Origin of the sequence: Caballeronia eucalypticola (assembly GCF_047608185.1) — a bacterium.
Classification (GTDB): Bacteria; Pseudomonadota; Gammaproteobacteria; order Burkholderiales; family Burkholderiaceae; genus Caballeronia.
Genome location: NZ_JBLKRU010000015.1, coordinates 63,689 through 88,432, shown reverse-complemented (window position 1 = coordinate 88,432; position 24,744 = coordinate 63,689). Strand labels below are relative to the sequence as shown.

General features: G+C 61.5%; 24 protein-coding genes and 1 pseudogene. 8 read left to right on the top strand and 17 right to left on the bottom strand.

The window, feature by feature from the left end; all coding sequences use genetic code 11:
- Positions 1–101: 101 nt before the first annotated feature.
- From ACMX25_RS18910 to ACMX25_RS18880, 7 genes are all read right to left on the bottom strand, one after another.
- Entirely contained in the window at positions 102–848 is a 747-nt protein-coding gene (locus tag ACMX25_RS18910; RefSeq protein WP_414951593.1) for a MipA/OmpV family protein, read from the bottom strand.
- 234 nt (positions 849–1,082) lie between these two features.
- Positions 1,083–1,661, bottom strand: coding sequence for a DUF4136 domain-containing protein (locus tag ACMX25_RS18905; protein WP_414951591.1), 579 nt, complete (start codon positions 1,659–1,661; stop codon positions 1,083–1,085).
- 19 nt (positions 1,662–1,680) lie between these two features.
- Positions 1,681–4,143, bottom strand: a complete 2,463-nt coding sequence (locus ACMX25_RS18900; RefSeq protein ID WP_414951590.1) for a CHASE2 domain-containing protein — start codon at positions 4,141–4,143, stop codon at positions 1,681–1,683.
- 9 nt (positions 4,144–4,152) lie between these two features.
- Entirely contained in the window at positions 4,153–5,562 is a 1,410-nt protein-coding gene (locus tag ACMX25_RS18895; protein ID WP_414951588.1) for a FecR family protein, read from the bottom strand.
- Positions 5,559–6,281 carry a response regulator transcription factor gene (locus ACMX25_RS18890; RefSeq protein ID WP_414951587.1) on the bottom strand — a complete coding sequence of 241 codons (723 nt, stop codon included), beginning with the start codon at positions 6,279–6,281 and terminating at the stop codon, positions 5,559–5,561. The genes ACMX25_RS18895 and ACMX25_RS18890 overlap by 4 nt, the downstream gene beginning before the upstream one ends.
- Before the next feature lie 109 nt (positions 6,282–6,390).
- On the bottom strand, positions 6,391–6,741 hold the full coding sequence (locus tag ACMX25_RS18885; RefSeq protein ID WP_414951585.1) for a hypothetical protein: 351 nt from the start codon (positions 6,739–6,741) through the stop codon (positions 6,391–6,393).
- Positions 6,742–6,837: 96 nt separating this feature from the next.
- The gene (locus ACMX25_RS18880) at positions 6,838–6,990 is read right to left on the bottom strand and encodes a hypothetical protein (protein ID WP_414951583.1); all 153 of its coding nucleotides are present in this window, start codon (positions 6,988–6,990) and stop codon (positions 6,838–6,840) included.
- A gap of 520 nt (positions 6,991–7,510) precedes the next feature.
- On the opposite strand from ACMX25_RS18880, the gene ACMX25_RS18875 reads away from it, so the two are divergent.
- The 5 genes from ACMX25_RS18875 to ACMX25_RS18855 all read left to right on the top strand — a co-directional run bounded on the left by ACMX25_RS18875 (position 7,511) and on the right by ACMX25_RS18855 (position 11,721).
- Positions 7,511–8,302 carry a substrate-binding domain-containing protein gene (locus tag ACMX25_RS18875; protein WP_414951582.1) on the top strand — a complete coding sequence of 264 codons (792 nt, stop codon included), beginning with the start codon at positions 7,511–7,513 and terminating at the stop codon, positions 8,300–8,302.
- Positions 8,303–8,366: 64 nt separating this feature from the next.
- Positions 8,367–8,972, top strand: coding sequence for a pyridoxamine 5'-phosphate oxidase family protein (locus ACMX25_RS18870; RefSeq protein WP_414951581.1), 606 nt, complete (start codon positions 8,367–8,369; stop codon positions 8,970–8,972).
- A 143-nt stretch (positions 8,973–9,115) separates the two neighbouring features.
- Positions 9,116–9,487, top strand: coding sequence for a YciI family protein (locus ACMX25_RS18865; RefSeq protein ID WP_414951580.1), 372 nt, complete (start codon positions 9,116–9,118; stop codon positions 9,485–9,487).
- On the top strand, positions 9,484–10,752 hold the full coding sequence (locus tag ACMX25_RS18860; protein WP_414951579.1) for an RNA polymerase sigma factor: 1,269 nt from the start codon (positions 9,484–9,486) through the stop codon (positions 10,750–10,752). The genes ACMX25_RS18865 and ACMX25_RS18860 overlap by 4 nt, the downstream gene beginning before the upstream one ends.
- A 141-nt stretch (positions 10,753–10,893) precedes the next feature.
- On the top strand, positions 10,894–11,721 hold the full coding sequence (locus ACMX25_RS18855) for an AraC family transcriptional regulator (protein ID WP_414951578.1): 828 nt from the start codon (positions 10,894–10,896) through the stop codon (positions 11,719–11,721).
- Between the two features lie 23 nt (positions 11,722–11,744).
- Here the strand turns inward: ACMX25_RS18855 and ACMX25_RS18850 are convergent, their stop codons facing one another.
- A complete protein-coding gene (locus ACMX25_RS18850) occupies positions 11,745–12,332 on the bottom strand; it encodes a LysE family translocator (protein WP_414951577.1) in 588 nt (195 codons plus the stop codon).
- 180 nt (positions 12,333–12,512) lie between these two features.
- Positions 12,513–13,778: a hypothetical protein gene (locus ACMX25_RS18845; RefSeq protein ID WP_414951576.1), complete on the bottom strand. Its 1,266-nt coding sequence runs from the start codon at positions 13,776–13,778 to the stop codon at positions 12,513–12,515.
- A 343-nt stretch (positions 13,779–14,121) separates the two neighbouring features.
- On the opposite strand from ACMX25_RS18845, the gene ACMX25_RS18840 reads away from it, so the two are divergent.
- Positions 14,122–15,369 carry a GGDEF domain-containing protein gene (locus tag ACMX25_RS18840; protein ID WP_414951575.1) on the top strand — a complete coding sequence of 416 codons (1,248 nt, stop codon included), beginning with the start codon at positions 14,122–14,124 and terminating at the stop codon, positions 15,367–15,369.
- Positions 15,370–15,472: 103 nt separating this feature from the next.
- On the opposite strand, the pseudogene ACMX25_RS18835 reads toward ACMX25_RS18840, so the two are convergent.
- The 4 genes and pseudogenes from ACMX25_RS18835 to ACMX25_RS18820 form a co-directional block, all read right to left on the bottom strand.
- Positions 15,473–15,769 (bottom strand): annotated as a pseudogene (locus ACMX25_RS18835) (class I SAM-dependent methyltransferase); the annotation flags it as partial.
- Between the two features lie 136 nt (positions 15,770–15,905).
- The gene (locus tag ACMX25_RS18830; protein ID WP_414951574.1) at positions 15,906–16,433 is read right to left on the bottom strand and encodes an ureidoglycolate lyase; all 528 of its coding nucleotides are present in this window, start codon (positions 16,431–16,433) and stop codon (positions 15,906–15,908) included.
- Positions 16,434–16,439: 6 nt separating this feature from the next.
- A complete protein-coding gene (gene alc, locus ACMX25_RS18825) occupies positions 16,440–17,450 on the bottom strand; it encodes an allantoicase (protein WP_414951573.1) in 1,011 nt (336 codons plus the stop codon).
- 51 nt (positions 17,451–17,501) lie between these two features.
- Positions 17,502–18,830 carry a C4-dicarboxylate transporter DctA gene (locus tag ACMX25_RS18820; RefSeq protein WP_414951572.1) on the bottom strand — a complete coding sequence of 443 codons (1,329 nt, stop codon included), beginning with the start codon at positions 18,828–18,830 and terminating at the stop codon, positions 17,502–17,504.
- 238 nt (positions 18,831–19,068) lie between these two features.
- Between ACMX25_RS18820 and ACMX25_RS18815 the strand changes: the two genes are divergently transcribed.
- Positions 19,069–19,758 carry a FadR/GntR family transcriptional regulator gene (locus tag ACMX25_RS18815; protein WP_414951571.1) on the top strand — a complete coding sequence of 230 codons (690 nt, stop codon included), beginning with the start codon at positions 19,069–19,071 and terminating at the stop codon, positions 19,756–19,758.
- A gap of 389 nt (positions 19,759–20,147) precedes the next feature.
- Positions 20,148–20,783 (top strand): 2OG-Fe(II) oxygenase, encoded by a 636-nt coding sequence (locus ACMX25_RS18810; protein ID WP_414951570.1) that lies wholly within the window; start codon positions 20,148–20,150, stop codon positions 20,781–20,783.
- 114 nt (positions 20,784–20,897) lie between these two features.
- Here ACMX25_RS18810 and ACMX25_RS18805 read toward each other — a convergent pair whose 3' ends face one another.
- From ACMX25_RS18805 to ACMX25_RS18790, 4 genes are read right to left on the bottom strand one after another with little or no spacing between them, the layout of a single operon-like run.
- On the bottom strand, positions 20,898–22,460 hold the full coding sequence (locus ACMX25_RS18805) for a class I adenylate-forming enzyme family protein (RefSeq protein ID WP_414951569.1): 1,563 nt from the start codon (positions 22,458–22,460) through the stop codon (positions 20,898–20,900).
- Positions 22,457–23,233 carry a VOC family protein gene (locus tag ACMX25_RS18800; protein ID WP_414951568.1) on the bottom strand — a complete coding sequence of 259 codons (777 nt, stop codon included), beginning with the start codon at positions 23,231–23,233 and terminating at the stop codon, positions 22,457–22,459. The genes ACMX25_RS18805 and ACMX25_RS18800 overlap by 4 nt, the downstream gene beginning before the upstream one ends.
- Positions 23,233–23,688 carry a PaaI family thioesterase gene (locus ACMX25_RS18795; RefSeq protein ID WP_414951567.1) on the bottom strand — a complete coding sequence of 152 codons (456 nt, stop codon included), beginning with the start codon at positions 23,686–23,688 and terminating at the stop codon, positions 23,233–23,235. The genes ACMX25_RS18800 and ACMX25_RS18795 overlap by 1 nt, the downstream gene beginning before the upstream one ends.
- A gap of 32 nt (positions 23,689–23,720) precedes the next feature.
- Positions 23,721–24,725 (bottom strand): quinone oxidoreductase family protein, encoded by a 1,005-nt coding sequence (locus ACMX25_RS18790; protein ID WP_414951677.1) that lies wholly within the window; start codon positions 24,723–24,725, stop codon positions 23,721–23,723.
- Positions 24,726–24,744 lie beyond the last annotated feature (19 nt).

Sequence of the window (24,744 nt, the reverse complement as noted above, 5' to 3'; positions counted from 1 at the left end):
TTCCGATATCGATGGGCCAGCTTCGTATCTTGCCCGATAGCACCGATGGCGAAGCGTGGCGCGACTTCCGAACAGAATCACAACAACCGCCAGTCCCCAGCTCACCTGAACCGATAATTCACCGCGGCGAGAAAATTCAATTCAGTTCTTTGCTCGGTGATCGGGCTATGCCCTGCGTTGTGCTCCAACCGTCCGGCCGTGAGCGACACCGATCCTACCCATTTCTTCGAGAAATCGTAGCTGACGTAGGTGTTGAGGTGAACGTCCCGGATGCCTGAACTCGTGTCATAGGCCGGCAAACCGGAAGCCGCGCTTTGACTGGCGGAGACGCCGAAAAGCGAACGGTTATAAACGGCATTCGCCCACGTAACCCCCGGCCCAACCGACACCAACAGCTTCGACGTCAGCGGCATATTCGCCACCAGATCCCCGCTGACCAGCAACCCTTGCCCGGTCCCCGCGATGTCCTGATAAGCCGCGACCGAGCCCGTCAATAGCGACAGAGAATAATCGGCAAACACTCTCAGCTTGGGTCCGTAATGCACATTACCCAGGCCATGAAGACGCGGGTCATCGGATTCATTACGCGATTGAAAATCGAAGCTGATTGACGTGCCGAAGTGATACGCCGGACCTTTCAGGAGGTTGATGCCGAGTACGTCGAGACCTTGGGAGAAGATCCGGTCATCGTAGGAAATATCGAGCGATGGCAGCGGCAGCACCTGAAACGCACGGGAACCCGGGTATTTCGGCGCCACCATCAACGCGGGGCCGACCGAGACTTTCCAAGGATCAGCGGCGCTGGTATCGGCGGTAGCGCTCTGTTCGTCGGCGAACGCGTTCGTCATCCAGACGCAAGTTAACGTGACTACGGTGCAACGGCAAAAATCGGCAAACTTCACTGCGGGTTCCCTGGCGTGGCGAGTCCTTCGGGCTCGTGTGGACTGAACGTCTTCAGCGGCTTCGCGTGGTCGTCTGCAATGCTGGCCATTGCGTCGTCGCTCTGTCGTCGCTTCGTTCAGGCGCAAGAATACGCCAATCTCCGCGCGCCAATTTCCCGCATGCGCATCTTCCGCCAGCCACTAATCACAATGCGCGACCTCGCGCCGCTCGGCATTGTGCATGGGAAAGTCCGCGAACGCACAACTCATGAGGGCGTGCAGCGCTGCGCTGCCGGCCGGGTCGCGATCCGTATGCGTCGCACTCACCTGATAGGTCAACGCCCCGCTCGTCCGGTCCACAAACTGAATAGTCAGCGCATGAATGTAGTGTTTGCGTCCAAACCACTCCTTCTGCGGCGCGACGTCGTCGCATGCGCTTTCCGGTGCTGCGCATTCGGCGCGCACGCGCACGGCTTGCGGACGCGTTGCATAACCGAGCTTGACGAGGTAGTCCGCGCTGTTCGCAGGCACGTGATGCAAGCCCTTCGCGGCCAGCGCTTCGTCAAGCCAGCGAGCGGTAGTCGTATCGGTGGCCACAGCGGTTGTAGCGTCGCTCTGAAGCTCGACGCTCGAAGCCTGCAACGCATAAGTCTTCGCGCCCGACGTCGCGAAATCGCCGCCATTCGCACTGTAGGCGCTGATCCTCACCGGCGGTTCGCTCGCGCAACCGCTCAATATCGCGAGAAAGAAAATGGCGCTTGCCATCGATCGTATGTTCACTTCGTTCCCCAAAAAACGTTCATTGCTTCTGAGATTGCTTCTGCGCGGCAGGTTGTTCACCGTTCGCTTCGCGCGGCTCGATAGTTTGCGAGCGCAAGGTGATCGTCACCGTCGTTCCCTGGTCCGGCGCGCTCTGGATGGCTATCTCCCCGGCGTGCCGGCTGACCACCGTCTTCACGAATGCCATCCCCAGCCCGGTTCCATCGCTTGGCGGCTGGCCATCGAGATGAAAGCGCCGGAAGCGTTCGAATAAATGTGCCTGCTGCTCAAGCGCGATACCGTAGCCCGCATCGCGCACCACGCACACGATCGCGCCCGGCATCTCCGTGACAATGCAGTCGACGCGCGTGCCCGGCGGGCTGTATTTCACCGCGTTGCTGAGCAAGTTGATGAGCGCGCGCGTCATCAGCGACCTGTCTGCCAACACCCAAAAAGCCTGACCTTCACTCTCGCAACGGACCTCGATGTCCTTCGCGTTCGCGAGCGGCCAGATCTCGTCGCTGGCGTCGATCGCGAGCTCATGCAAGTTCAGCAGTTCAAGACTGTAGTGCTGCGATTCCGCCCGGGCGAGCTGCACAAAATCATCGGCTAGCGCAAGTGAGCGGCGCGCATAGCGTTCCACTCGCTTCATCAAGTCCATTGCCGGTTTTGAGTCGATGTGCGGCCGCTCGGTATCGAGCAACGCGAGTATCGACGCCTGCGGTGAGCGCATGTCGTGCGACAGCAGATGCAGCATGTCGTCGCGCTGGCGCTCGGACGCGTGCAGCGCGGTGATATCGACCCAGCTCGCAATCCAGCCAAGCGATTCGCCCGCGCTGGTCGTGCAGGGCGCATAGCGCAACATGTGATCGCGGCCGTGGCGATCGCGCACTTCAATGCCGTGCATCATCACGGCTGTGTGCCGTTCGTCGCGCGGGTCGAGCATCGCGGGCCATTGCATGCCGCTTGGCAATGCCCCGCTGCTGTCTTCATCGACGAGACGCACAAAATGGAACTCGCCGAAGAGCTGCATGACCGACATGTCGTTGAAACGCACGGGACCAAAATGCAGCCGCGCGGGATCGTTGACCATCAGGATGCGGCCATTGCGATCGCAGACCATGATCGGCTCGGGCAAGCTGTTCAAGCTGTCCCAGATGAACTGCCGCATATTGCGCTGGCGTTGCACGGCCTGGCGCGTGAGCGCGATCAGGCGCTCGAGTACATCACCCGCCGCGCCGTGCGGTTTCTGTTCGGAACCCGGCAGCAGATTCGGCTCGGCGGCAAGCAGACGCAGTTCCTGTCCGAGATACGACATGGCCACCTCAAGACGCCGCCAGCTCCACAGCAAATAGATCAGCGCGAGGCCGCCGAGCGCCGGCACCGGCGAGAGCCAGCGCGAGCGCAAATACACCAGGCAAGCGCTCGCAATCAGGCAGGCGCCGCCCAGTGCGATCGTGAGCATGAGTGACTGCAGCGGCGACACCACCAGCAGCGCCGCGAGCAGGATGCCGACCGGCAGGAGGCTCGCCCAGCCCGCAGTCCTGTCGCTGATCGGTTCAATGGCGCGGCCGTCGAACAATGCATCGAGGATGGTCGCGTAGATATCGACTCCGGGCAGTTCGCCCACTTCGCCTGAGATCGGCGTGGCAAAGCGGTCACGCAGCCCGGCCGCCGTTGCGCCGACCAGCACGATCTTGCCCGCGAAGAATTCAGGCGGCACCGCGCCTTGCATCGCGGCCGCAAACGACACGCGCGGATAATCCAGCGACGTACGTGAGAACGGGATCATCATCCGATGCGCGCGCTTCAGGTCGCCCGCGCCTGCCGGTCCCGACGCTGCGAATGCCGCGTCGGCAGCCGCTGTTTCGATGCCGGGCAACGTTGCTTCGTTCCCCCGCATCGCCTGATAGACCGGCACCGTGATGCTCGGCCACCAGTCCTTGCCGCTGCCTTCGAACAGCGAGACGCTGCGCACAATGCCGTCGTGATTCACTTCCAGGTCGATATGACCCACGCCCGCCGCCGCTTCGCGCAGCACCGGGACGGGCTCGACCACGGCGGGCTCGTTCTGGTTGACGGGCAGCCGGTCGACGAGCAGCGGCAAATAGGTCGGCACGTGCTTCATTGCGTCGGCGAACGCAGCGTCGCCGGGAGACGGCTCGGTGAACAGCACGTCGTACGCGACGCTCGCCGGCTTGGCCTTCGCCAGTTGCGTGAGCAACGCCGCGTGCGTTTCGCGCGACCACGGCCAGCGCCCGAGCTCGGCAATGCTTTCGTCGTCGATCGCGACAATCACGATGCCGCTCGACGGACGGGTCGACGCGTGCAGCAACAACTGATCGTAGAACAGGAAACTGGCGCGTTCCGTCAGCGGGCTCGCCACGCCAAGAAGCACTGCGGCCACGCCCACCACGCCGATCAGCATCCATTCCAGGAAAAACCGCTTGCCGATCGACGGCCCCGGCCAGCGCCGGCTGTGGAAGGGAATGCGCCATGGCATGGGTTGCGCCTACCGCGTTTGAGTGAACGACCGGATTTCGCTGGGGATCGACAGGAGCAGGCCGTTCTCGAAGGTATCGACAACAATCGTCCAGTAGTACTTTCCTGGCGCCAGATGCGCCACCGACATCTCGCCGCCCGACACATCGAGCAGGTCGATAAGCGGCGCGCTCAGGTCCGCATGATCCGACAGGATGAACCGATACCGCGCGCCCGTCGCCGCACCATCGACATGCCAGCGGAACAGGTAGCCATTCCCGTCGATAGGCGTAGCCGCCGCGTTGGTGGTGTCAAGTCGGCGGGTGAACGTGAACACTTGCGGCAAGCCGTCGATACCGTGCGCGTCGGTGGCCGAGACACGCACGAAATAGTTGCCATCGGGGATATTGTCGAACGCCGCTTGCGGGCCGGTCGTGCGCTGGTCGCGAAGCAGGTCGAGGAAGCCAGCATCGGTTGCGATCTCCGTGCGGTATGCCCCGGCGCCGTCGACCGGCGTTATGTCGAAGGTCACTTGCGGCGCGCTCTGCACCTTGCCCGGATCAACCATCTCCGCCGGGTCAAGCAAGCGCACCGACGCGCCGGCGGCGTCGCCCGTGCGCGTCAGGTTGCCGTAGCCGGCCAGCACCAGCGTCTGCGCGCCACCCTTGATTGGCTGCGGCGCGGACGTATTATCGGGCGGCACGTTGTCCGCTTTGGAACCATCCACGCCAATCTTGCCCGCCAGCACTTCAACGGTCGTCGCGTCCTGCGCCGTCCGATAGTTCACCCGGAAACGCGTACCGCGCACGCCAGCCACCACCGACGGCGTGATGACCCGGAACGAATCGCGTGGGTTCTTGAACGGCGTGACATCGGTCGTGACCTCGCCTTGCCTCAGGTCGAACTGTCGATCAACCGCGCCGGTCAGCAGCGTGGTCCGCAAGCGTCCAATCTTGATCCGGCTGCTCGATGGCAACACGACATGCGAGCCGTCGGACAGCAACATGGAGACGAACGCGTCACGGCCAGTGCTGATTTGATCGCCCTCCATCAGCAATGTCCCCGCGCTCACCGGCAGCGGGGGCGCGCCCGCCGTGCCGAGCTTTTCGACACTTCCGCGCACCGCCACGACCTTGGCGGTCAACAACGTCTGCCTGAGGCGCGAGGTGGGGATGGAAAGACGGGCGTTGATCTGCAGATGACGCGGATTCGCCACGTGATTGATGTCGCGCAACAGCCGCCAGTCGGCGGGACTCTGCATATAGCGGTCCGCGAACGTGTAGAGCGAATCGTCCGCGCGCACCACATAGGACGTCATGTCCTGCTGCGGCAGGCGTTTGGCATAGACCGGCTGGATCGCGCAGGCAATGGCGATGACGATGACAGCCAATCCCGGGCGCGAACGTTGATTCACCTGCTCGTTTTTATCAATCCCGTTCACGGCGACTCATTCCCCACTTCATTCCCCGCCTCGTTCCCCACTTTCTCCAACCGGTAGCCGTAGCTATAGATGGGCGTTATGCGGTACCCGTTTTGCGGCCGCAACACCAGCTTGGAACGGATCTGCGAGACGTGGGTATCGATTGTGCGCGACGGGATATCCACGTCCTGCCGCCACACCGCTTCACGAATATGGGAACGTGACAGCGGCCGCGACAGGTTGCGAAACAGCAGCAGCGCGAGCTCGAATTCCTTCTGCGTCAACGCGGCCGCGACTTCGCTGACGAGCGCGGTCTGGGTCGTCAGATCGAATCGATAGATGCCGTAGGTTTCCTCGGTCACTTCGTTCTGGTGCATGTAGATCCGCCGCAGCAACGCTTCCACCCGGGCGAGCAGCACAGGCCGCGACACCGGCTTGAGGATGTAGTCGTCGGCGCCGGCGTTCAGCATCTGGACGATGTCGCTTTCAAGGCTGCGGCTCGTCAGGAAGAGGACCGGCAGGTTCGTGGTGAGATTTTGCCTGACCCATTTCAGCACGACGTCGCCCGTCATTTCCGGCATGTTCCAGTCGAGCAGAAGCAGATCGTACGGCTGACGCCTCAGCTCATGGATCAGGCTCTTGCCCTCGGTAAAAACCTGGCAAACATGCCCGGCCGCAGACAATGTCTGAGCCACGAAGGCCGTCTGGCTCAGGTCGTCATCCAGCACGCAAATCCGCATTGCCTGATATCCCGTTAAATAGTCAAGACGGCCTTGTCATTTATTTCGCCTGGACGCCGAATGCCGATGCAGATTATTTTGGCTTTTTATTATACTTTTTTATGCGAAATCAGCGCATTTGAATCAGCATCCGGTCAAAGCTTTTCATGACATGATCCCATGCCGCATCCGAGTAATCCTCACGAGCCCGCGCACACATGCACGCAAAAGCAATCAGTCGCCGCGCCGTCTGTTCGCAGTATGTCAGTGGCATTAGAGCGGCGTCGTCTTCCTGAAGTCCTGCATCAAGTCCCGCTTGAATTCCCTTGAATCGATTCTGAGTGCGGTCTACCGAACGGTTTAACTTTTCCAGCCGTGCCCGCAGAATATCCGCCAGCCACGGAAACTCGATGGCGCACGAATCGGCATAAGCCTCGATTGCCGCACGAGCATGCGAATCCGACGTGAGATCGAGCGTCACATAACGCAAACTGTCTACCCGCTGCTGCGGCCGGATTTTCGACTTCCACGCAATCGGGCCGCGGCTGGATTTATTCAACATTCAAAGCACCCCGGTCTAGTGACACGCCACGAGATCGCTTAGAAGCGATTGCACCGCGACATCCTGCGTATGGCTCAGGCCGGAATCCCGCAACGTCAATAACCGATTGCGCCAATAGTTCGCGTGGAAAATCGCGCCATTGGCTCCCATCGCAAGACAACGAGACATGATTGCTTCAATATGGACTATCTCCGCATCGATTATTATCGACGCACGATTTCCCTGGTTTAGCATTTTGGTATTCACTTGATATCCCCGAACGCTGACGTCTTGTGTCCGGCGAACGCGCTTCTAAGCCACCTCGCGGCGCTAAATAAACTCGTTCGCCTTCGTGGGCTCTCATCCCTTGGCGCGAGACGCCAGGCATGTTTTTTCCCACTGATATTATTTATCGAAGGACAAACCAAAAATGTCTTTCGATGACACACTCTACCGCCGATCATCGCGCTATCAGACGTAATTTTCAGTATTTAACAGTTCAAGCTGACAGCCGCGGCATGCATGTCCAGCGGTGTGGAAAGTAAAACGTTTGCTTTCACGGTAAGTTAATCGTCAGGCCAGGTCGCAATCGGTTTAGGCATCTTTCCACACCAAATAACACGGGTGTTCCCTAACGAATGACATCGCTGATGCGTTTAAACTTTGTCGGCACAAACGTTATCGGTTCATCCACTTTTTGCGGTCATCCATGAAATCGTTCTTGCTGAAGCTTTCCGCGTTCGCGTTCATCGGCGGCGCTGCAGTTGCGGGCGCTGCAACCGCTGTTCAAGCCGCCGAATTGCACGTCATGAGTTCCGGCGGCTTCACGGCGGCCTACAAAATCCTCGGGCCGAAATTTGCGGCGACAAGCGGCAACACCCTCGACACCGCGCTCGGCCCGTCCATGGGTAAAGCCCCCGAAGCGATCCCGAACCGGTTGGCGCGGGGCGAACCCGCGGACGTGGTCATCATGGTGGGCTACGCGCTCGACGACCTCATCAAACAGGGCAAGGTGATTCCGGGTTCGCGCGTGGAACTCGCCGATTCGGCCATCAGCATGGTCGTGCGCGCCGGTGCGCCGAAGCCGGATATCGGCACGGTGGCGGCGTTGAAGGAGACGCTGCTGCGCGCGAAGTCGATCGCTTATTCCGATAGCGCAAGCGGCGTGTACATACAGAACGAGTTGTTCAAGCGCCTTGGCATAGAAGACCAGATCCGGCCGAAGGCAACGATGGTGCCGAAGATTCCCGTGGCGTCGGTCGTGGCCAACGGCGACTACGAACTCGGCTTCCAGCAAGTGAGCGAGTTGCTGCCCGTGCCGGGCGCAACCTTCGTCGGCAAGATCCCCGCATCCGTGCAATCGATCACGCGCTTTGCGGCCGGCATTCCAGCCGGCGCGCAACATCCGGCGGAAGCGAAAGCGCTGCTTGAGTATCTCGCCTCGCCGGACGCGGCGCCGGTCGTGACGCAAACGGGCCTTGATCCTGTCACGCAGCACTAGTCACGTTACGTTCCGCCGGTCCTGCTAATGTATTGGCTGAATCACGGTCATGAAGGAGCGAAGCATGTTGACGAGCGTCGAGCAACTGGAAGGTATCTACGGCAAGCCGAACGAGCGGTCGGTACGCAAGGAAATTTCGTTCATCAGCGAGGACTACGCGGCGTTCATCCTGGCGTCGCCGTTCGTGATGCTGGCGTCGGCGGGAGAGGACGGCCTCGACTGTTCGCCCAAGGGCGATGCAACGGGCTTCGTCCGGATCCTCGATCCTCATACGCTGGCCATTCCCGACCGCCCGGGCAATAACCGTATCGATACCCTCAGGAATCTCGTGCACGACCCGCGCGTGGCCTTGCTCTTTCTCGTGCCGGGCGTGGGGGAAATGATGCGCGTGAACGGCCGTGCATCGATCGCCGATGACAGCGAACTGCTCGCCTCATTCAACGTCAACGGCAAACCGCCGCGCACTGTCATCCTGGTGCATGTGGAGTCCGTGTATTTCCACTGTTCGAAGGCGGTAGTGAGGTCGGACTTGTGGAACGGCGAGAAGCACGTCGACCGGACCAGCCTGCCTTCGGCCGGCGACATGCTGAAGACCGTCAGCGACGCCAGTTTCGACAGCAACGCCTACGATCGCGCATTGGCCGGACGCCTGAAGACCGAGCTGTATTAAGTCCTGGACGGAAGCGAACAATCAAGGCGAGTACGCCGTCCGCGATTTTTTCGACGCCCGTGTCCATCAGCATGCGGCCCGAGCGTCATTGTGATGGCGGCCCAATGTTATTCAGCCGCCTTAACCCCATGACGGAGGCTCATATGCAATATCTATTGATGATCTATTCGGAAGAAAACGGCTGGAACCAGATGACCGACAGCGAGCGGCAGCAGGGAGTTGCCGCCTATCAGGCATACACCGAATCGTTGAAAAAAGCGGACGTGCTGGTGGGCGCCAACCGGCTGCAGAACACGAACACGGCCACCACGGTGCGGCTCGTCGACGGCAAGCCGCAGGTGCTTGACGGACCTTATTCCGATTCAAAGGAGCAGCTCGCCGGCTACTACCTGGTCGACGTGCCCAACCTGGACTCGGCGATCGCGTGGGCGTCGCGTTGTCCCGGCGCGGCGCACGGCCTCATGGAAGTGCGCCCGCTCTGGACTGCACCCTACGACGCGCCCTCTGCTGCATGAGTGCGTCCGGCGGCGGCCGTGACACTGACGGCGCCGCGCGTTCGATTGCTGAAGCGGTCGCTCGCCGCAGTTACGGCAAGCTCGTGGCGCTACTGGCAATGCGCACGCGCGACGTCGCCGCGGCCGAGGACGCGCTCGCCGACGCGTTTGCGGCTGCGCTCGCGGACTGGCCGGAGCGCGGCTGCCCCGCGAATCCCGAAGCGTGGCTGATGACGGTTGCGCGCCGCCGGGCGATCGATGGCGCGCGCCATCGACATATCGGCGACGGAGTGGCGAACCAGCTCGCGATCCTCTCCGACGAGATCGACGAGCGTGAAGCAGGCGTGTTGCCCGACCGGCGGCTGGCGCTCCTGTTCGCGTGCACGCACCCTGCGCTCGAAGCCGCGATTCGCACGCCGTTGATGCTGCAGGTGGTGCTGGGGCTGGAAGCGAAGACGATTGCATCCGCGTTCCTGATGTCGCCCGCTGCGATGAGCAAGCGCCTTGCGCGCGCGAAGAACAAGATCCGCGAAGCGGGCATCCCGTTCAGCGTGCCCGAGCGCGAGGAGTTGCCCGGCCGGCTCGCTGCCGTGCTGGAAGCGGTCTATGCGGCGTATGCGGAAGGGTGGACCGATCCGGTCGGCGGCGATACCGAGCGACGCGATCTCGTCGGCGAGGCGCTGTTTCTTGCGCACTTGCTCGTCGAGCTGCTGCCCGATGAGCCAGAGGCGCTGGGTCTGCTCGCGCTCATGCTGTATGCGCAGGCGCGGCGCGATGCGCGACGCGATGCGGCCGGCGACTACGTGCCGCTGTCGGCTCAGGATCCGGCGAAATGGAACATGCCGATGATCGACGCAGCCAACGCACTGCTGCGGCGCGCGAGCGCATTCAACGCAATCGGTCGTTTTCAGCTCGAGGCCGCGCTGCAGTCCGCGCATGTCCACCGCTGCCAGACGCATCGCCCGAACTGGGACGAAATCGTGCAACTCTACGATGCGCTGCTCGCGATTGCAGCGTCGCCGGTAGTCGCGGTGAACCGCGCGCTCGCGCAGGCGGAACGGGACGGCCCGCAGGCGGCGCTCGACGCGCTCGCGCCGTATGTGGACGATCCGCGGCTGGCCGACTACCAGCCGTACTGGGCTGCGCGTGCCGATCTGCTCGCGCGTGCGGGCGCGACAGACGAAGCGCTCGGCGCGTACGATCTCGCGATCGGACTCGAGCGCGATCCGGCCGTGCGCCGGTTCCTGCAGCGCAAGCGCGTCGAGCTGTTATCGGCGAAAAGTTGATTGGCCATTGCGTTGGTCAAGCGAGGTCCGTTCCGTTCTCGTCGGATTCGGGTTGAGTCGATATGATTACATCGTCCGTTTGTACAACGGGGAAAACTGCCGAGTAGTGAAGAGGCTCATTGAAGATTAAAGGAACCCACCGTGGCGTTACCCCGTATTCGCACATCGGCTCCACGTTTCTGGCGAGATGCCGCGCTACCGTTCATCGAAGCCAGAGCGATCGATGACGGCCGCGAGATCTGCTACGCGCGGCACGCTCACGAGACGTTCTCGATCGGCGCGGTGACGGGCGGCGAGAGCATCTATGAGAACGGCTCTGTGCGTCAGCGAGTGGGACGGGGCGCCGTCGTGCTGATGAATCCGCAAGAAGTGCACGCCTGCAATCCGCTCGACGACGAGCCGTGGTCTTATCGGATGTTGCATATCGACACTGAATGGTTAACTTCGCTCCAGCACGAGCTCGGGTTTAGCGAAGGGCATGGCTTCCGGGCTTTCTCGACAACAGCCAGCTGGCAGCCCGAGCTCTATGCCGGCCTTAACCGGCTCTATACAACGCTCACTGACGAGCACGCCGAGACGTTGCAAAAGCACAGCTCCGTTATCGAGTTTTTCGACGATGCACACCGTTGGCTGAATCGCGCGCCCACGCAGCCACGAGATACGAACGACAAGCTCGCGCGAGCAGCGGAATACATTCGTGAGCACCGCACGCGTTCGTTGTCGCTCGACGAGATTTGCGCGGCAGCGCAATTGTCGGCGTCATATTTGATTCGCGCGTTCAAGGCACGCTATGGCATGACCCCGCACGCGTACCTGATCAATTGCCGCATCGAATTTAGTCGCGTCCAGTTGAAGCGCGGCCGTCCGATCGCCGAAGTCGCAGCCGATGCCGGTTTCGCCGACCAGGCGCATCTGCATCGTGCATTCCGGCAAGCGGTCGCGGCCACACCGGGCCAGTATCGCGGTTGATTCAGGAAGTTGTTAGCTAGCCGCTAATCTTTTAGCAGGTAGATCGCGCTGACGCCGAGCATCAATGCCATGGAGCGATTGAAAAGCCGCACGCGCGACGGCTCGTGCAAATGCTGGCGCAGCAGCGTTCCGGCCATCGCCCAGCAAGAAAGCGACGCATAGCAAATCACGAAATATAGCGCCGTAAAACGCCACACCAGGAGGCTATCGCCGTTCGCTGCGTACGCGCCCATACCGGCTATGGACGCGAGCCATGCTTTCGGGTTGAGCCATTGCATCACCGCTCCTGAAGCGAGCGATGGTCTGTCATCGCTTCGGTCGGTGGTGAGCGTACCGTCGTCGCGGGCGAGCTGCCCAGCCATGTATACCAAGAACGCGACGCCGGCCCACTGAATGACATGCGTCAGTTGCGGCCAGCGCGCAAGGATCCGGTGCACACCAAGGCCGACCAGCAAGAGCAGCAGTGTGAAACCAACGGTCGCGCTGGTCACATGCTTCATCGCGGCACCGGGTCCGCGGCGCACTCCGGTGCTGAGCGCAACAATGTTGACCGGACCCGGGGTAATTGAACAGACAAGCGCAAACGCGGACATCGACAGGAGCTGATTCATGTGGCTTTCGGAAGTCGGAAGTGAACGACATCCCGAAGGTACGCAATCAGCAAATGGGCGTATTGAATAAAAACACCCAAAGATCGCGTCGATGCTGCTTCCATAATGCAAACAGGCCGCTTGTAGCGGCCTGTTGCGTACGCGGGTTAGCTCGCCCGGCGGCTCATGTGAGTGAGCCGCCTACTCCCATCCCTGATACCCGGCTGGCTGCGCCGGATTGCCGTAACCGGCGGGGTACGGTCGCCGAAGTTCAGGCGGCGTGTACATCTGGTTATATGACGGATAGGCAGGCGCGCGGCCCACTATGACGACCTGCTGTGCCGCGGCCTGAGGGGGCGGCCGAGGTACGTAGGCGGGCTGCGCGTAGGCCGGTTGGTACTGCGCGGACGCGTACCGGCTAGCCTGAACGGTTCGAGGCGGCAAGGGCGGCGGCCCGTATTCCCGCCCTGCGTACCCACCTTCCTGCTGAGACTCTGTTGACGCTTGGTTATAGGCCGGCGCCGCAGCGTATTGCTGGGGCTGCCTGTTCTGATATTGCTGATATTGCCGAGGTTGCGCTGCTTGAGCCGCTGGAGTCGCTTGAGTTCGCTGTTCCGCGGCGTATTGCGATTCCTCATCGGCCTGCCGGTACTGCGGCACTGCCCGCTGAGCGTTCTGCGAATTGCGGCTCTGCGTTACCTGCGCCTCATCGTCATTGTCCGATTTTGATTCCGGCAATGCCCTCTCGGCTTGCGTCGGAGTCAGTATCGGCGGCTCGGATTCGGTGGCAAACAGCTTCGGCGGCGTAGTCCGTGTAGAAACCTGCTTCAGAGAGACGGGTTGCACTTCAGCCCGCTTACGCGGCGTGATCTGCATCGAAGCCTGCTTCAATGAAACGACGGGCGCTACGACCCGCCTCGGCGGCACAGACTCGACTTGCGCGTAAACGTGCTTCTGCGGCACGGGCGCGGCTTGCGCGAGAACGCGCTTCAGCGGAACAGGTTCAGCTTGTGCGACGACCTGCCTGGAGGGTGTGACTCGCGCGGCAGCAATTCCCTTCGGCGGTACGACCGGTGCGGATACTTGTCTTGGCGACGCGGCTTGCGCTACGGCCCGCCTTGGCGGCGCAACCCGCTCGGCAACCGGTTTCGGCGGTGCGGGCATGGCAGGCGCGACAAGCTGCTTCTGCTGATGTTTCACCTCGTCACCCAAGGTCGCATAGGATTTCGAGTCCTCCCTGGCGCGCGCGTTATAGCCGATGAAATACGCGTAGCGCAGGTCCTTCAGGCGCGCCTGATTGTCGCCATCGGCGGAAACGCGCTCTTCGCCGGGATCGAGAGATGCATCGACGGTCGAGTCTTCATAGGCCGAGGCTGCAACATCGGCGGCACATGCGGATTCGGGATGCAGCGCGCCCAGAGAAGACATCAGCGCGGCGGCTACCGTGACGAACAGTTTCTTTTGCATACGTTCACCTCGGAATTCCGTGCGACAGGCCGCGTGGAATTCTCCAATCTCCGGACCGGACTTTCAGTCCCGTGTCCGGGATATCGACTCCTTTCGGCACATCCTGAAGGGCCCAGGCCGGGAAATGGCCGGCCCGCGCGTCGATACCGAGGTGCCCGGTTTTACGCTATTCGCCGCATGGCCGCCTCGCGGTCAGGCCGATCCGGCGCAGGTATACGGTTGGGTGACACACTGGACGGAATCGCTGCCAGGTTTGCGGGCGAGGTCATGCTCGCCGGGCCATCGGGTAAATCAATGAAATGACTTATCATGTTGCCCCAACCGCGACATCCGACATCGAGCGATGGCAGAACTGAGTGAAATTTCACGGTTTGACACCGAGACTAATTTCAGACTTGACCGCCTGTGGTCCGAGTTTGAAGACCCGTCGGTGGAACATGAGTTTCAGCGTCATCACCGGATCGCAAACCATGCTGCGCTCGTGCGCGCGCTGTTATTTTGCAGCGTGTTCTACGTCGCTTTCGTGGTGACGGACATCAGTGCCCTCGGTTACACCCGCACGACCCTTGTGCTGTTCCTGGCCCGCTGCTTCGTCGCGTTGACGTGCGTGGTGAGCTTACGCATTGCAAGCTTGCGGCAAGTTTCAGTGACATCCCTGCGCATGGCCGCGAGCGCGGTCGAAGTGGTCGGCTTCGCGGCCTTCATGGCGATCACATGGCTGCGTCCGACCGGCATGACGGTGCACTGCATGTCCATGGGCATCATGCTGATCGTGGTTTATAACTTCATCCCGAACAAGCTGATCTGGGCGTTACTCATCGCGCTCGCCGCAACAGCCGGATTTGTCGCCATATCCGCCGCGTCCAAGGCGCTGGACCCGTCGGCGTTGCTGACATCGTCCATGCTGCTTGTTTTCACCAACGCTCTCGGTTATGTGATGGCTCGCCGCCATAATTGCCTGATCCGCGACCAGTTCTGCCAGCACGCCATGCTGCGCAATCTCTCGGTGCGCGACTATCTCACCGGCTGCTTCAACCGCCGCTACCTGACTGATGTTTTGTTCGCCGCCGAGCTCCAGCGCACCCGCCGATACAAGCTCAAGCTCGCGGTGATCCTGTGCGACATCGACCACTTCAAGCAGATCAACGATACCTACGGGCACCCCGCGGGCGACGCCGTCTTGCGCACCTTTGCGGCCATGTTGCTTGCCCACACGCGGCATCAGGTCGACAGCGTGATCCGCTACGGCGGCGAGGAATTCCTGTTGCTGCTTCCGCAAACGGATCTCGCGGGCGCGACGATGCTCGCCGAGCGGATGCGCCAGTCGCTGGAATTGACGACCACGCGCGCGTGGGACGGCCGCGAGGTACGTTCCACCGCGAGTTTTGGTGTTGTGGCGCTGAATTGCGCAGGTGAATCCGATTCAACCTTCGTGACCGAGGAAAGCCTCGTGGGCGCCGCCGATGCGCAGTTGTATCGCGCAAAAAACGCCGGGCGTAATCGGGTGTGCGCAAGCGCGGCCCCGGACGTGTGGGGTTCATCGGGCCTCGATACCGGGCAAGAGGGTGTCATAGCTGCCATGCAGCCCTAGTCTCTGAAGCCGCTCATAGGACGCTTACCGGCTCGCGGATACCAGCAACATCATGGGACGCTCGCGCTCCTCCGCCAGTTCGGGGCGCGCGGCGACCTCTTCATCTGTCGGTCCCCATTCCTGCATAGGTGATCGCCGGGTCCGCAGATGACGATCGCGCGCGTTCCAGCATCTTTTCGGACACGTCGAGACCGAGGACGGACGCCGCTCCCTGCTCGCCTGCCCAACGGCAGAACCAGCCATAACCGCAACCAAGATCCACGACCCTGAGGCCGCGCATCGGCGCAAGCAGAGCCATGAGCGCAGGCCATTCCGGTGCGCCCGCCAGTTTCTGCACCGAGCGGACCAGCTTGCTGTAACCCTCGAAGAACGCAGGGTTGTCGTAGATGTTCTGTGTCATTTGCCAAGGCCTTCCATCATCTGGTTTCGCTCCGCATGGAAGCGGGATGCATCCAGAATAACGCATGGAGCAAGGGCTTATATGACGATGCCGGGCCATGCTCCAAAAACAAAAGCACAGGCCCGGATATACGCTTTCACGCCGCAGATGAACAAACGAGTTCGCCTTCGATCAGCCGCAAGTGCTCAGATAGGAAGGTTTCCTCACAATTCGCTTCCTCCCCGCCACGATCCACCACGATAAAATCCGCCGCCGCATCCAGCACGATCAACGGATGATGCCAGACGCCCCGCGCATAGTTCACGCCCTGCCAGCCGCGCGTGAAAAATGCGCGCAGTTTCGAGGCATCGAATTCACCTGCTGGCGCGACAACCACCAGATATGACGCCACGCCAAGCGGCAGGAATGCCTGACTGCCCAGCGGGTGACGCTCCATCATCGAGATCTCGACCGGTTGTGCGCGCGGCTGCCCTCGGAATACATTGATGAGCGGCCGGCCGCCCTCGTCCGCGCCAACATCCACGCACGCCAGATCGTGGAAACGCTCGGTCGTGCCGCCGTTGATCGGGAAATGCTGCGCGCCGTCGAGTTCGATGACATCGCCGAACGGTTTAAACGCCGCGCGCGTCAGGGGTTCGAGCGTAAGCGTGTTAGGCGTGTTCATGTCGTCTTACTCGATGGCACCGAACAGGCGCAAGCGCGACACGCCGCCGTCCGGGAACATGTTGAAGCGAACGTGCGTGACGGGGCCTAGCGCGGCCACTTCGCTTTCGAATCGATGGATATTGTCCGCCGACAACTTCTGTTGCGGCAGCAGAACCGGCCAGAACATGGCCTGCGTAACGAGCGACTCGTCCGTGCCGCCCGCAACGCGTGCTGCCTGCAGCGAACATCCATCGGGGAAATTGCCCTTGAAGTGGGCCGTATCGACTTCGACCGCGTGGATCACGCCGGGGTGCGCCAGCGCGACGATCGCCCAGTCGTTGCCGGGCTCACGGCGGCGCCGCGTTTCCCACCCATCGCCCATATCCACGCCACGCCCGGGCATCAGCATCTGCGATGCTGGCCCGAAATGCTGGTTGTTCGCCGCGACCAGATAAGCGCCGTTTTCGATAGCAGCCAGATCGAGTCGCGAGCCGCGTTCAACCCGCGTCCAGTCGACTTTCGGCTGGCCGTACACCCGCAAGCGCGCGATGCCGCCATCGGGATAAATGTTCACGCGCAGGTGCGTGTAAGCGCGGGCATCGGCGATCGAAAGATAGTGATGCTGGTTGCCTTGCAGCGTGGTCGCCGACACGATCTCGCGCCAGTCGGCATCATCTTGCGGCGTGGCGCTGTCACTCATGCAGGCATCGATTGATGCTGCCGGCGGGAAGTTGCCGGTGAAGTGACTCGTATCCAGGTCAACGCCGTGAATGGTGCCCGGCCGCGCCAGCTTGACGATGCAGAAATCGTAGCCATTGGTGCGCTTGCGACGCGTTTCCCAACCGTCCATCCACTTGCCGTTATCGTCGTATTTACCCGGAATGAAAACCGCCGGCTGCGGGTCGAGCATGCGCTCCTTGGGCGCGAAGAATTCATCGCTGGCGAAGAGCGCCGTGGCGCCGAGACGCGGATCGGCGAGGTTCATGAAGCGGCGGGTAAATGCCGGAGCGTTCGGGTCGAGTACGGGACTAGCCATGAAAGTGGTTCCTTTAAAACGATTCAGGGAATGGCGATGAACACGGCGCGCTCAGACTGCGTGCGCGGGTTCGTGGCCATGGCCATGGTTTGCGCCGATGTGATCGGCGGGGACGAAAATTAGTTCGGCATCCTGATTCAACACGCGCGTGGCGCGGACCCGGTCGATATCTTTTTCCCACACGGCCACGACCACCGTCGCGACGCAGTTGCCGATCAGGTTCGTGACGGCACGCGCAATGCCGACGAACCAGTCCACCGGCAGGATCAGCACAAGGCCGAGCACGGGGATGGCGGGAATCGCGGAGAGCGTGGCGGCCAGGATCACGATGGCTGAGCCTGGAATGCCATGCGCGCCCTTCGATGTCACCAGCGACACCAGCACCACCACGATCAGGTCGTGGATCGACAGCGGCGTGTTGGTGGCCTGCGCGATGAAGATCACGGCAAGCGTGAGATAGATCGAGAAGCCGTCGAGGTTGAACGAATAACCCGTCGGGATCACGAGTCCGACGGTGGAATCCTTCACGCCCATCCATTCGAGCTTGCGCATGATCTGCGGCAGCACGGCGTCCGACGAGGCGGTGCCAAGCACGATCAGCAGTTCTTCGCGCAGATATCGAACGAGCTTGAAGATGCTGAAACCGGTGAGCCGCATCACCACGCCGAGCACGACGAACACGAACAGGAAGCAGCTCACATAGAACACGACCACCAGCATGCCGAGTTGCTTCAGCGACTCGACACCATACGTCCCGGTCGTGAACGCAATTGCACCGAGCACGCCGAGCGGCGCGAGCTTGATGATGAAGCCCATGATGCGGAAAAACACGTGCGAGAGTTCATCGATAAGACTCGTCACGCGCTGCGCCTTCTCGCCTAGCAGCGAAAGCGCCGCGCCGAACAGGACGGAGAACACGAGCACTTGCAGGATGTCGCCCTTCGCGAAGGCGTCAGTGGCGGTATCGGGGATGATCTTGAGCAGGAAGCCGGCCGTATCCTTCAGGCTTTTTGCGTGCTCCGTGTAGGTGGCAAGCGAGCCGGCATCGAGCGTATGGAGGTCGATATTCATGCCTGCGCCCGGTCGCGTCGCATACGCGAGCACGGCGCCGATGACGAGCGCGATCGTGGTCATCACCTCGAAGTAGATCACCGACTTCAACCCGACGCGCCCGACCTTCTTGAGGTTCCCCGCGCTTGCCATGCCCGAGACGACCACGCAGAACACGATTGGCCCGATCACCATCTTGATGAGCTTGAGGAAACCGTCGCCGAGCGGCCTCAGCGTCTGCGCGAAGTGGGGAAACACCGCGCCGATCACAATGCCCGCGACCAGCGCAATCATGACTCGCCCAAACAGGGAATTAAGAAATCTCAACACGGTGTGTCTCCTCGATGTCGCACGGCACGGGATTGGTGACTATGCTAACTGTTCCGACTGGTCGGACCAGTTGCTGATGAGGAATATTAGAAAGCCGATATAGTGGAGTCAAGGGCCGATTTCTAGCGGTTTACCCGGCTTTTTGTGCGCGATTCGTCGGGGGATTGAATGTTGAAGCAGACGCTTGGCGACGGCACGCCTACAATGGCGGTCAGACCGCGCCACTCTTAACCATCCTATGAAAAATCTTCCGCATACCGTGACCGATGCCGCCATCGCGACCATTCGTGAGCGGATCGAGACGAGCGTTTATCCCGTGGGAAGTCTGCTGCCGGCGCAGCGGCAGTTATCGGAGGAACTGGCGATCAGCCGCGCCTCGCTGCGTGAAGCGCTCTCCACGCTCGAAGCGCTCGGGATGCTGAATATTCGTCCCGGCAAAGGCGTGTATGTGAATAGCGCCGAGGCGGCCGGCGCGCACGCGTGGCGTTTCGCCGATCAGGCGTCGCTGCCCGACACCTACCAGATGCGTTTCGCGCTCGAAGGGTTTGTCGCCCGATTAGCGGCGCCGGCGATTGGGGACGCGGACATTGTCTGGCTGCAGGACAACCTCGACTCGCTGCAAAGCGCGCTGACCTGCGCCGAACTCGATGAAGCCGCGCAACTCGACTTCGCGTTCCATATGCGGATCGTGAGCCTCGCGGGCAATACGGCGATTGAATCGATCCTGCGCGGCAGCGCCGACATCATGAAAGAGAGCCAGCGTTTGCCGTTTTATCGGCGGGAACTGGTGCTGTCGACGTATCACGAGCATCTGGCGATTGTCGAAGCGTTGAAGGCGCGCGACAGCGAGCATGCCGGGCGTGCAATTGAAGCGCATATCGTGAATGCGGCGCAACGGGCCGGCGTGCATTTTCCGATTCCGGCTTAGGCTGGCGCGACGTGTTCTTGCAGCGAAACCGTCGCGCGGGTTATTCACCGTTTATGTTGGCAACCCTGTGGATAACGTGTCGGGCGGCGATCTAAGCGGTTGATGCGGCTCGGATTTGAAGCGGTGACTTGGTTAGGTCAGGGGCATGGCGGCCGGGAAAAATCCGCTAAGCCGTAATCGCGACAACGGAAAAACACCGGCCCCTCGATGCCAATGCCGCGTCAAGGAACATCCGGGAACCGGCAGGCCCGGGTGTTAAAATCTGCAGCTCAGATCAAAGCACCGTCCAAGCCCCACCTTCGCATATCCGTTTCCCCGCTTAAGTCCGTTGCCCACCTCGGACGGCCGTCCGAATTTCCACTCAGCACCTTCGTTCGAAGGAATCCGCAGTGATCCGATTACAACCGCCGACGCATTCCGATGCGCCGGCAGATGGCCTGCATCGTCATATTGTCGATGCCGTTCATGAGCATGGCTGGTCGGAGCAGGACATTTTCTTGCCGGCGGATCTGACCCTCGCGCTCGCGCTGGAATGCGCGGCGCTCGCCGCAGCCGGCGCGCTTACCCCGGCGCGCGTCAGCCAGGGCGCGGCGCAATCGCTGCAACCTGGTGTGCGCGGCGACCGGATCCAGTGGCTGGAAGCCGGTCAGTCGATCGCGTGCGACCGCTACCTCGCGATCATGGAAACACTGCGCGTTGCGTTGAATCGCGGCCTGTTCCTGGGCCTCGATGACTACGAAAGCCACTTTGCGTTCTACGCACCGGGTGCTTCATACATGCAGCATCGTGACCGGTTTCGCTACGACGACAGCCGGACCGTATCCGTCATCGTCTATCTGAACGCGGACTGGCTACCCGAGCATGGCGGGGCTTTGAGGCTGCACCCGGAAGGTTTGGATACGCGGGACATCTCGCCGGTCGGCAGCCGTATCGCAGTGTTTTTGTCCGCCGACATGCTGCACGAAGTATTGCCCGCGACGCGCGACCGTTTATCACTGACGGGATGGTTCAGACGCCGTGCGTGATGTGGGCAGAACCGCAACACGCACCGTGTCATCGCTTGGGAAGCGCAGATATCAAGCTATATCACCAGTTTTTATATATATCAAACTCGATGATATAGCTTGATACATGCGTCCTCAGCCCTTTTCATGGCGCCCTTCGTCGGCCAGACGCCTGGCCGCTTCGCGCTTTAAAACCGCCCGGTCGATCTTGTTGGTCGACGCGAGCGGAAATGCATCGACGAACCAGACTTGCCGCGGATGCTGGTACGCCGGCGCGTGTTCCAGCGCGAACGCTTTCACCTCCTCCACGCTCAATTGCGCCCCTTGTTTCAGCACGACAAAGGCTACGGGTTTCGTACCCTTGATGGCATCGTCGACGGGAATCACGCTCGCTTGCTGGATCGATGGATGCCGCTCGAGCATCTTTTCCACGTCCCCCGGGAAGATGTTTTCGCCGCCGGAAACGAACATGTCGTCGCGTCGTCCGATGAACGTGTAGAAGCCATCTGCGTCGCGACGGAATACATCGCCGGTGCGATAAAAACCGTCCGGCGTGATCGGCGTCGTCAGATCCGGGCGGTTGTGATATCCATTCATCAGGCCCGGGCTGCGCATCTCCAGTTCACCTTCGCACGAGAGTTCGCCGTTTGTATCGATGAGACGAAGATCCACTTGCGGATGGGCCGCGCCGATCGCGTGCGCCGGCGTGAGCAAACCCGCGGGGTGCGGCCCGAACACGACCGGGCCGCCCTCGGTCGTGCCGTACGCGTTGATGACCTTCGCGTTCGGCAGCAGCGCATGCGTGCGCTCGAGCAACGCGCCACTGACGGGCGCCGAGCCCATCCGCACATATCGCACCGATGACAAATCCGTACGCGCAAGCAGTTCATGCTCCTGCATCATCATGGCGATCATCGGTGGCACGGAAGTGAGCCACGTGCAGCGATAAGTATCAATCGCGCGAATGTAATTGCGGGCGTTGAAAGCGGGCATCAATACGGTTGTGGCGCGCGCGGCCAGCGTAAGAAACACGAGCGCGAGCGCGTTCATGTGATAAAGCGGCGCGGCGATCAGCACGCGCTCACCGCCAAGCGGCTGCGCTTTCAAGCGCGTCTCAACCACCCAGAGATGACTCGCGTGCGAGAGCACGACGCCCTTCGGCCGGCCCGTGGAACCCGATGTATACAGGAACAAGGCCGCTTCTTTTTCGTGCGGAACAACCGGCTCGAAGCTTAAGTCGAGCGATTTTGCTGGCGCGATAAACGACTGGAATGGTTGGGCGTTGATCGCTTCTTGCTGACCATCGAACACCACGCGCAGCAGCGCAACGGGAGCGTCAGCGAAACGCTGGGAATCGGTGAAGACGAGACGCGCACCGCTGTCGGCGATCACGTCCGCAATCAGCACACGCGGGAATTTATAGTTGACCGGCACAGCGACCAAACCAGCGCGCATGATGCCCAGCATCGTCGCGACATAGTTCGCCGAATTCGCTGCGAGTAATGCAATGCGTTCGCCTCGAGCGTACCGGCTGGCGAGCGTGTGCGCCACTGCGTCGGCTAGCGTATCGAGTTCAGCGAAGGTGTATTGACGCTCGTTGAAACCATCGTCTAGTCCGATGATCGCTAGTGTGTCGGCGCCTCGGTCACTACCCTCGCCGCGCGCGATCAACGCGCCGAGATTCATCGGGAAAGTCATGGTATGAATTCCAGCAAGGTATCAAAGCGAGGCAGTGCAACGAGCGCCCTTTTCAACTCGATGGCGGCAGGGAAACCCGCTGCAGCCGCGCGCTCGCCCGATGCGCGCCAGTCCGGTGTGCGGACCGTTATCGCGCCATAACGCGGTCCGCGCACGGTAATGCATTGCGCAGTCGTGCCAAACCGCGTGTCGAAATCCGCTCGCGTCCAGTACACCAGTTCGAAGCCCCGCTCGATCTCGCCGAGTTGCACATACGGTTCGGGCGCAACATCGACGAGATGCAGCGCGCTCAAACTCGTCGCTCCATTCGGATGGCGCTGCCACTCGCGACGGAACACGAGGCCGGGTGTCAGGTGCTGGCAGAAATAGACGCGGCCTCCGTCGAGCTGGCCTGGCTTCAACCGAACGGTGGTGAAGCGCGCGTCGGCGGGAGACTCGCCGTCAAGTTCGACCGGCCGCGAGAAAGTCTGCGGCGGCGTCGCGTGGAAACCGGCGTGGCACAGCGTATTGAAGGTTTCAGCCGGATCGTCGATGCGGAACACAAGACCCTCGGGACCCAGCGGATTCGACACAATCTCCTCGCGCACGGTCTTGCCATCGGCAGGCAAGCCGATGAGTTCAAGGTAGTGGTCATCGAACACGATCGCGTGATTGATCGACCCGAGCGTGTGATACCCGCGCGGTGCAACCGTGAAGCCGAGTTGCTCGAAAGCGTGCTGAGCAGCGTCGGTATCGAAACGCGTGTTGATGACGAGATGGTCGAGCTTCAGCATCAGGGGGTTGACGCTGCCGCTGCCGCTGCCGCCGCCGTCGCCGTCGCCGTTGAATAGGCGCCGCGTCCGCTGGCGACGAGCTTGCCGTCTTTATCGAAGACCTGTGCTTCGGACACGGACACTTGCGAGCCGAACTTGATCACCTTCCCCTTCACGGTCAGGTCGCCCTGGAACGCGGCACGGTGATAGTCCACGCGCAGGTCGATGGTAGGCACACCCCGTCCAGTCTTCGATACCAGCGCCCAATCCGCCGCCAGGTCCACGAGCGCGGCGAGAATGCCGCCGTGCGTGTAGCCCTTGTCGGGATTCACGACCCATTCTTCGCGCCAGGTCGCACGCAATTCAATCTCGCCCTCGCTCACCGATATCACTTTCAAGCCGAGCCATTCGTGAAAAGGACCTCGCCGCAAACGCGCCTCAATATCGTGCGCGCTCGGCAATGTTGCTTCGCTCATGATGTTTTCCTCAGTTTCTCTCGCCAAACTATTCAGGGATTGACCACGACCTTGCCCAGCACTTCGCGGTCGCGAATCAGCCGCAGCCCTTCGGCCGCTTGTTCCAGCGGCAGCGTCCGGTCGATGGACGGCACCAGCTCTCCCGCCGCGATCTGGTCGAGCAGCGCGCGCAGGTTTTCATCGTAGAAACTGTTCGAGCCGATGATCTTCAGCTCAAAGCTCCAGATGTATCGAAGGTCTTCGGCAGGCGCGTGGCCAGCCGTTGCGCCGCACACGAGCAGCGTGCCGCCGCGCTTCAGGCACTTCAGCGATGGCACCCAGGTGTCGCCGCCCGTGAAATTCACCACGACGTCCACCCCTCCCTCGTAAGTCCGGCGCTGCGGCTTGCCGTACTCGCCAATCGCCCACTTCGAGAAATCGGTCGATTTGTAGTTGACCGTATGATTAGCGCCGAGTGCTTTCAGCTGCTCGCACTTCTCGTCGCTGCCGGCGCACGCGATCACCTCGGCGCCGAGTTGCTTTGCGATCAGAATGCAGGCCGTCCCCACTCCCCCGCTCGCGCCGAGAATCAATACGCGGTCGCCCGCCTTCACCGTCTTGTGCGTGACCAGCATGCGGTGTGCGGTGCCGTACGCCACGGGCAAAGCGGACGCGGCGTCGTAGCTCACGGCGTCGGGTAACCGAAGCAACTGCCCGACCGACACCAGGCAATATTGCGCCATGCCGCCATCAAGCATCTCGCCCATCAAGCCTTTCCCGGGATACAGCGGGTTCACGAGCACACGGTCTCCGGTCTTCCACCCTTGCACGCCCTCGCCCAACTCCGCAATGTCGCCCGACATGTCGAGCCCGATCACGACTGGAAACGGCACCTTGATGCCCGGCATGCCCTTCACGGTGAACACATCGTGATAGTTGAACGACGATGCACGCACGCGGATCACCACATGTCCAGGCGTTGCCTTCGGCACGGGTTTGTCGGTCACTACGTGGAGTTGATCGAGGTCGCCGTGCTCGTTCAGCACGAGCGCCTTCATGGTCGATGGAATGGAGGTT

Coding starts and splice junctions, on each gene's coding strand:
- ACMX25_RS18815 (WP_414951571.1), top strand. CDS start 19,069: ATGAAAAATCTTCCGCATACCGTGACCGATGCCGCCATCGCGACCATT.
- alc (WP_414951573.1), bottom strand. CDS start 17,450: ATGGCTAGTCCCGTACTCGACCCGAACGCTCCGGCATTTACCCGCCGC.
- ACMX25_RS18805 (WP_414951569.1), bottom strand. CDS start 22,460: ATGACTTTCCCGATGAATCTCGGCGCGTTGATCGCGCGCGGCGAGGGT.
- ACMX25_RS18900 (WP_414951590.1), bottom strand. CDS start 4,143: ATGCCATGGCGCATTCCCTTCCACAGCCGGCGCTGGCCGGGGCCGTCG.
- ACMX25_RS18890 (WP_414951587.1), bottom strand. CDS start 6,281: ATGCGGATTTGCGTGCTGGATGACGACCTGAGCCAGACGGCCTTCGTG.
- ACMX25_RS18865 (WP_414951580.1), top strand. CDS start 9,116: ATGCAATATCTATTGATGATCTATTCGGAAGAAAACGGCTGGAACCAG.
- ACMX25_RS18800 (WP_414951568.1), bottom strand. CDS start 23,233: ATGCTGAAGCTCGACCATCTCGTCATCAACACGCGTTTCGATACCGAC.
- ACMX25_RS18860 (WP_414951579.1), top strand. CDS start 9,484: ATGAGTGCGTCCGGCGGCGGCCGTGACACTGACGGCGCCGCGCGTTCG.
- ACMX25_RS18910 (WP_414951593.1), bottom strand. CDS start 848: ATGACGAACGCGTTCGCCGACGAACAGAGCGCTACCGCCGATACCAGC.
- ACMX25_RS18795 (WP_414951567.1), bottom strand. CDS start 23,688: ATGAGCGAAGCAACATTGCCGAGCGCGCACGATATTGAGGCGCGTTTG.
- ACMX25_RS18840 (WP_414951575.1), top strand. CDS start 14,122: ATGGCAGAACTGAGTGAAATTTCACGGTTTGACACCGAGACTAATTTC.
- ACMX25_RS18790 (WP_414951677.1), bottom strand. CDS start 24,725: ATGAAGGCGCTCGTGCTGAACGAGCACGGCGACCTCGATCAACTCCAC.
- ACMX25_RS18875 (WP_414951582.1), top strand. CDS start 7,511: ATGAAATCGTTCTTGCTGAAGCTTTCCGCGTTCGCGTTCATCGGCGGC.
- ACMX25_RS18845 (WP_414951576.1), bottom strand. CDS start 13,778: ATGCAAAAGAAACTGTTCGTCACGGTAGCCGCCGCGCTGATGTCTTCT.
- ACMX25_RS18850 (WP_414951577.1), bottom strand. CDS start 12,332: ATGAATCAGCTCCTGTCGATGTCCGCGTTTGCGCTTGTCTGTTCAATT.
- ACMX25_RS18880 (WP_414951583.1), bottom strand. CDS start 6,990: ATGTCTCGTTGTCTTGCGATGGGAGCCAATGGCGCGATTTTCCACGCG.
- ACMX25_RS18830 (WP_414951574.1), bottom strand. CDS start 16,433: ATGAACACGCCTAACACGCTTACGCTCGAACCCCTGACGCGCGCGGCG.
- ACMX25_RS18870 (WP_414951581.1), top strand. CDS start 8,367: ATGTTGACGAGCGTCGAGCAACTGGAAGGTATCTACGGCAAGCCGAAC.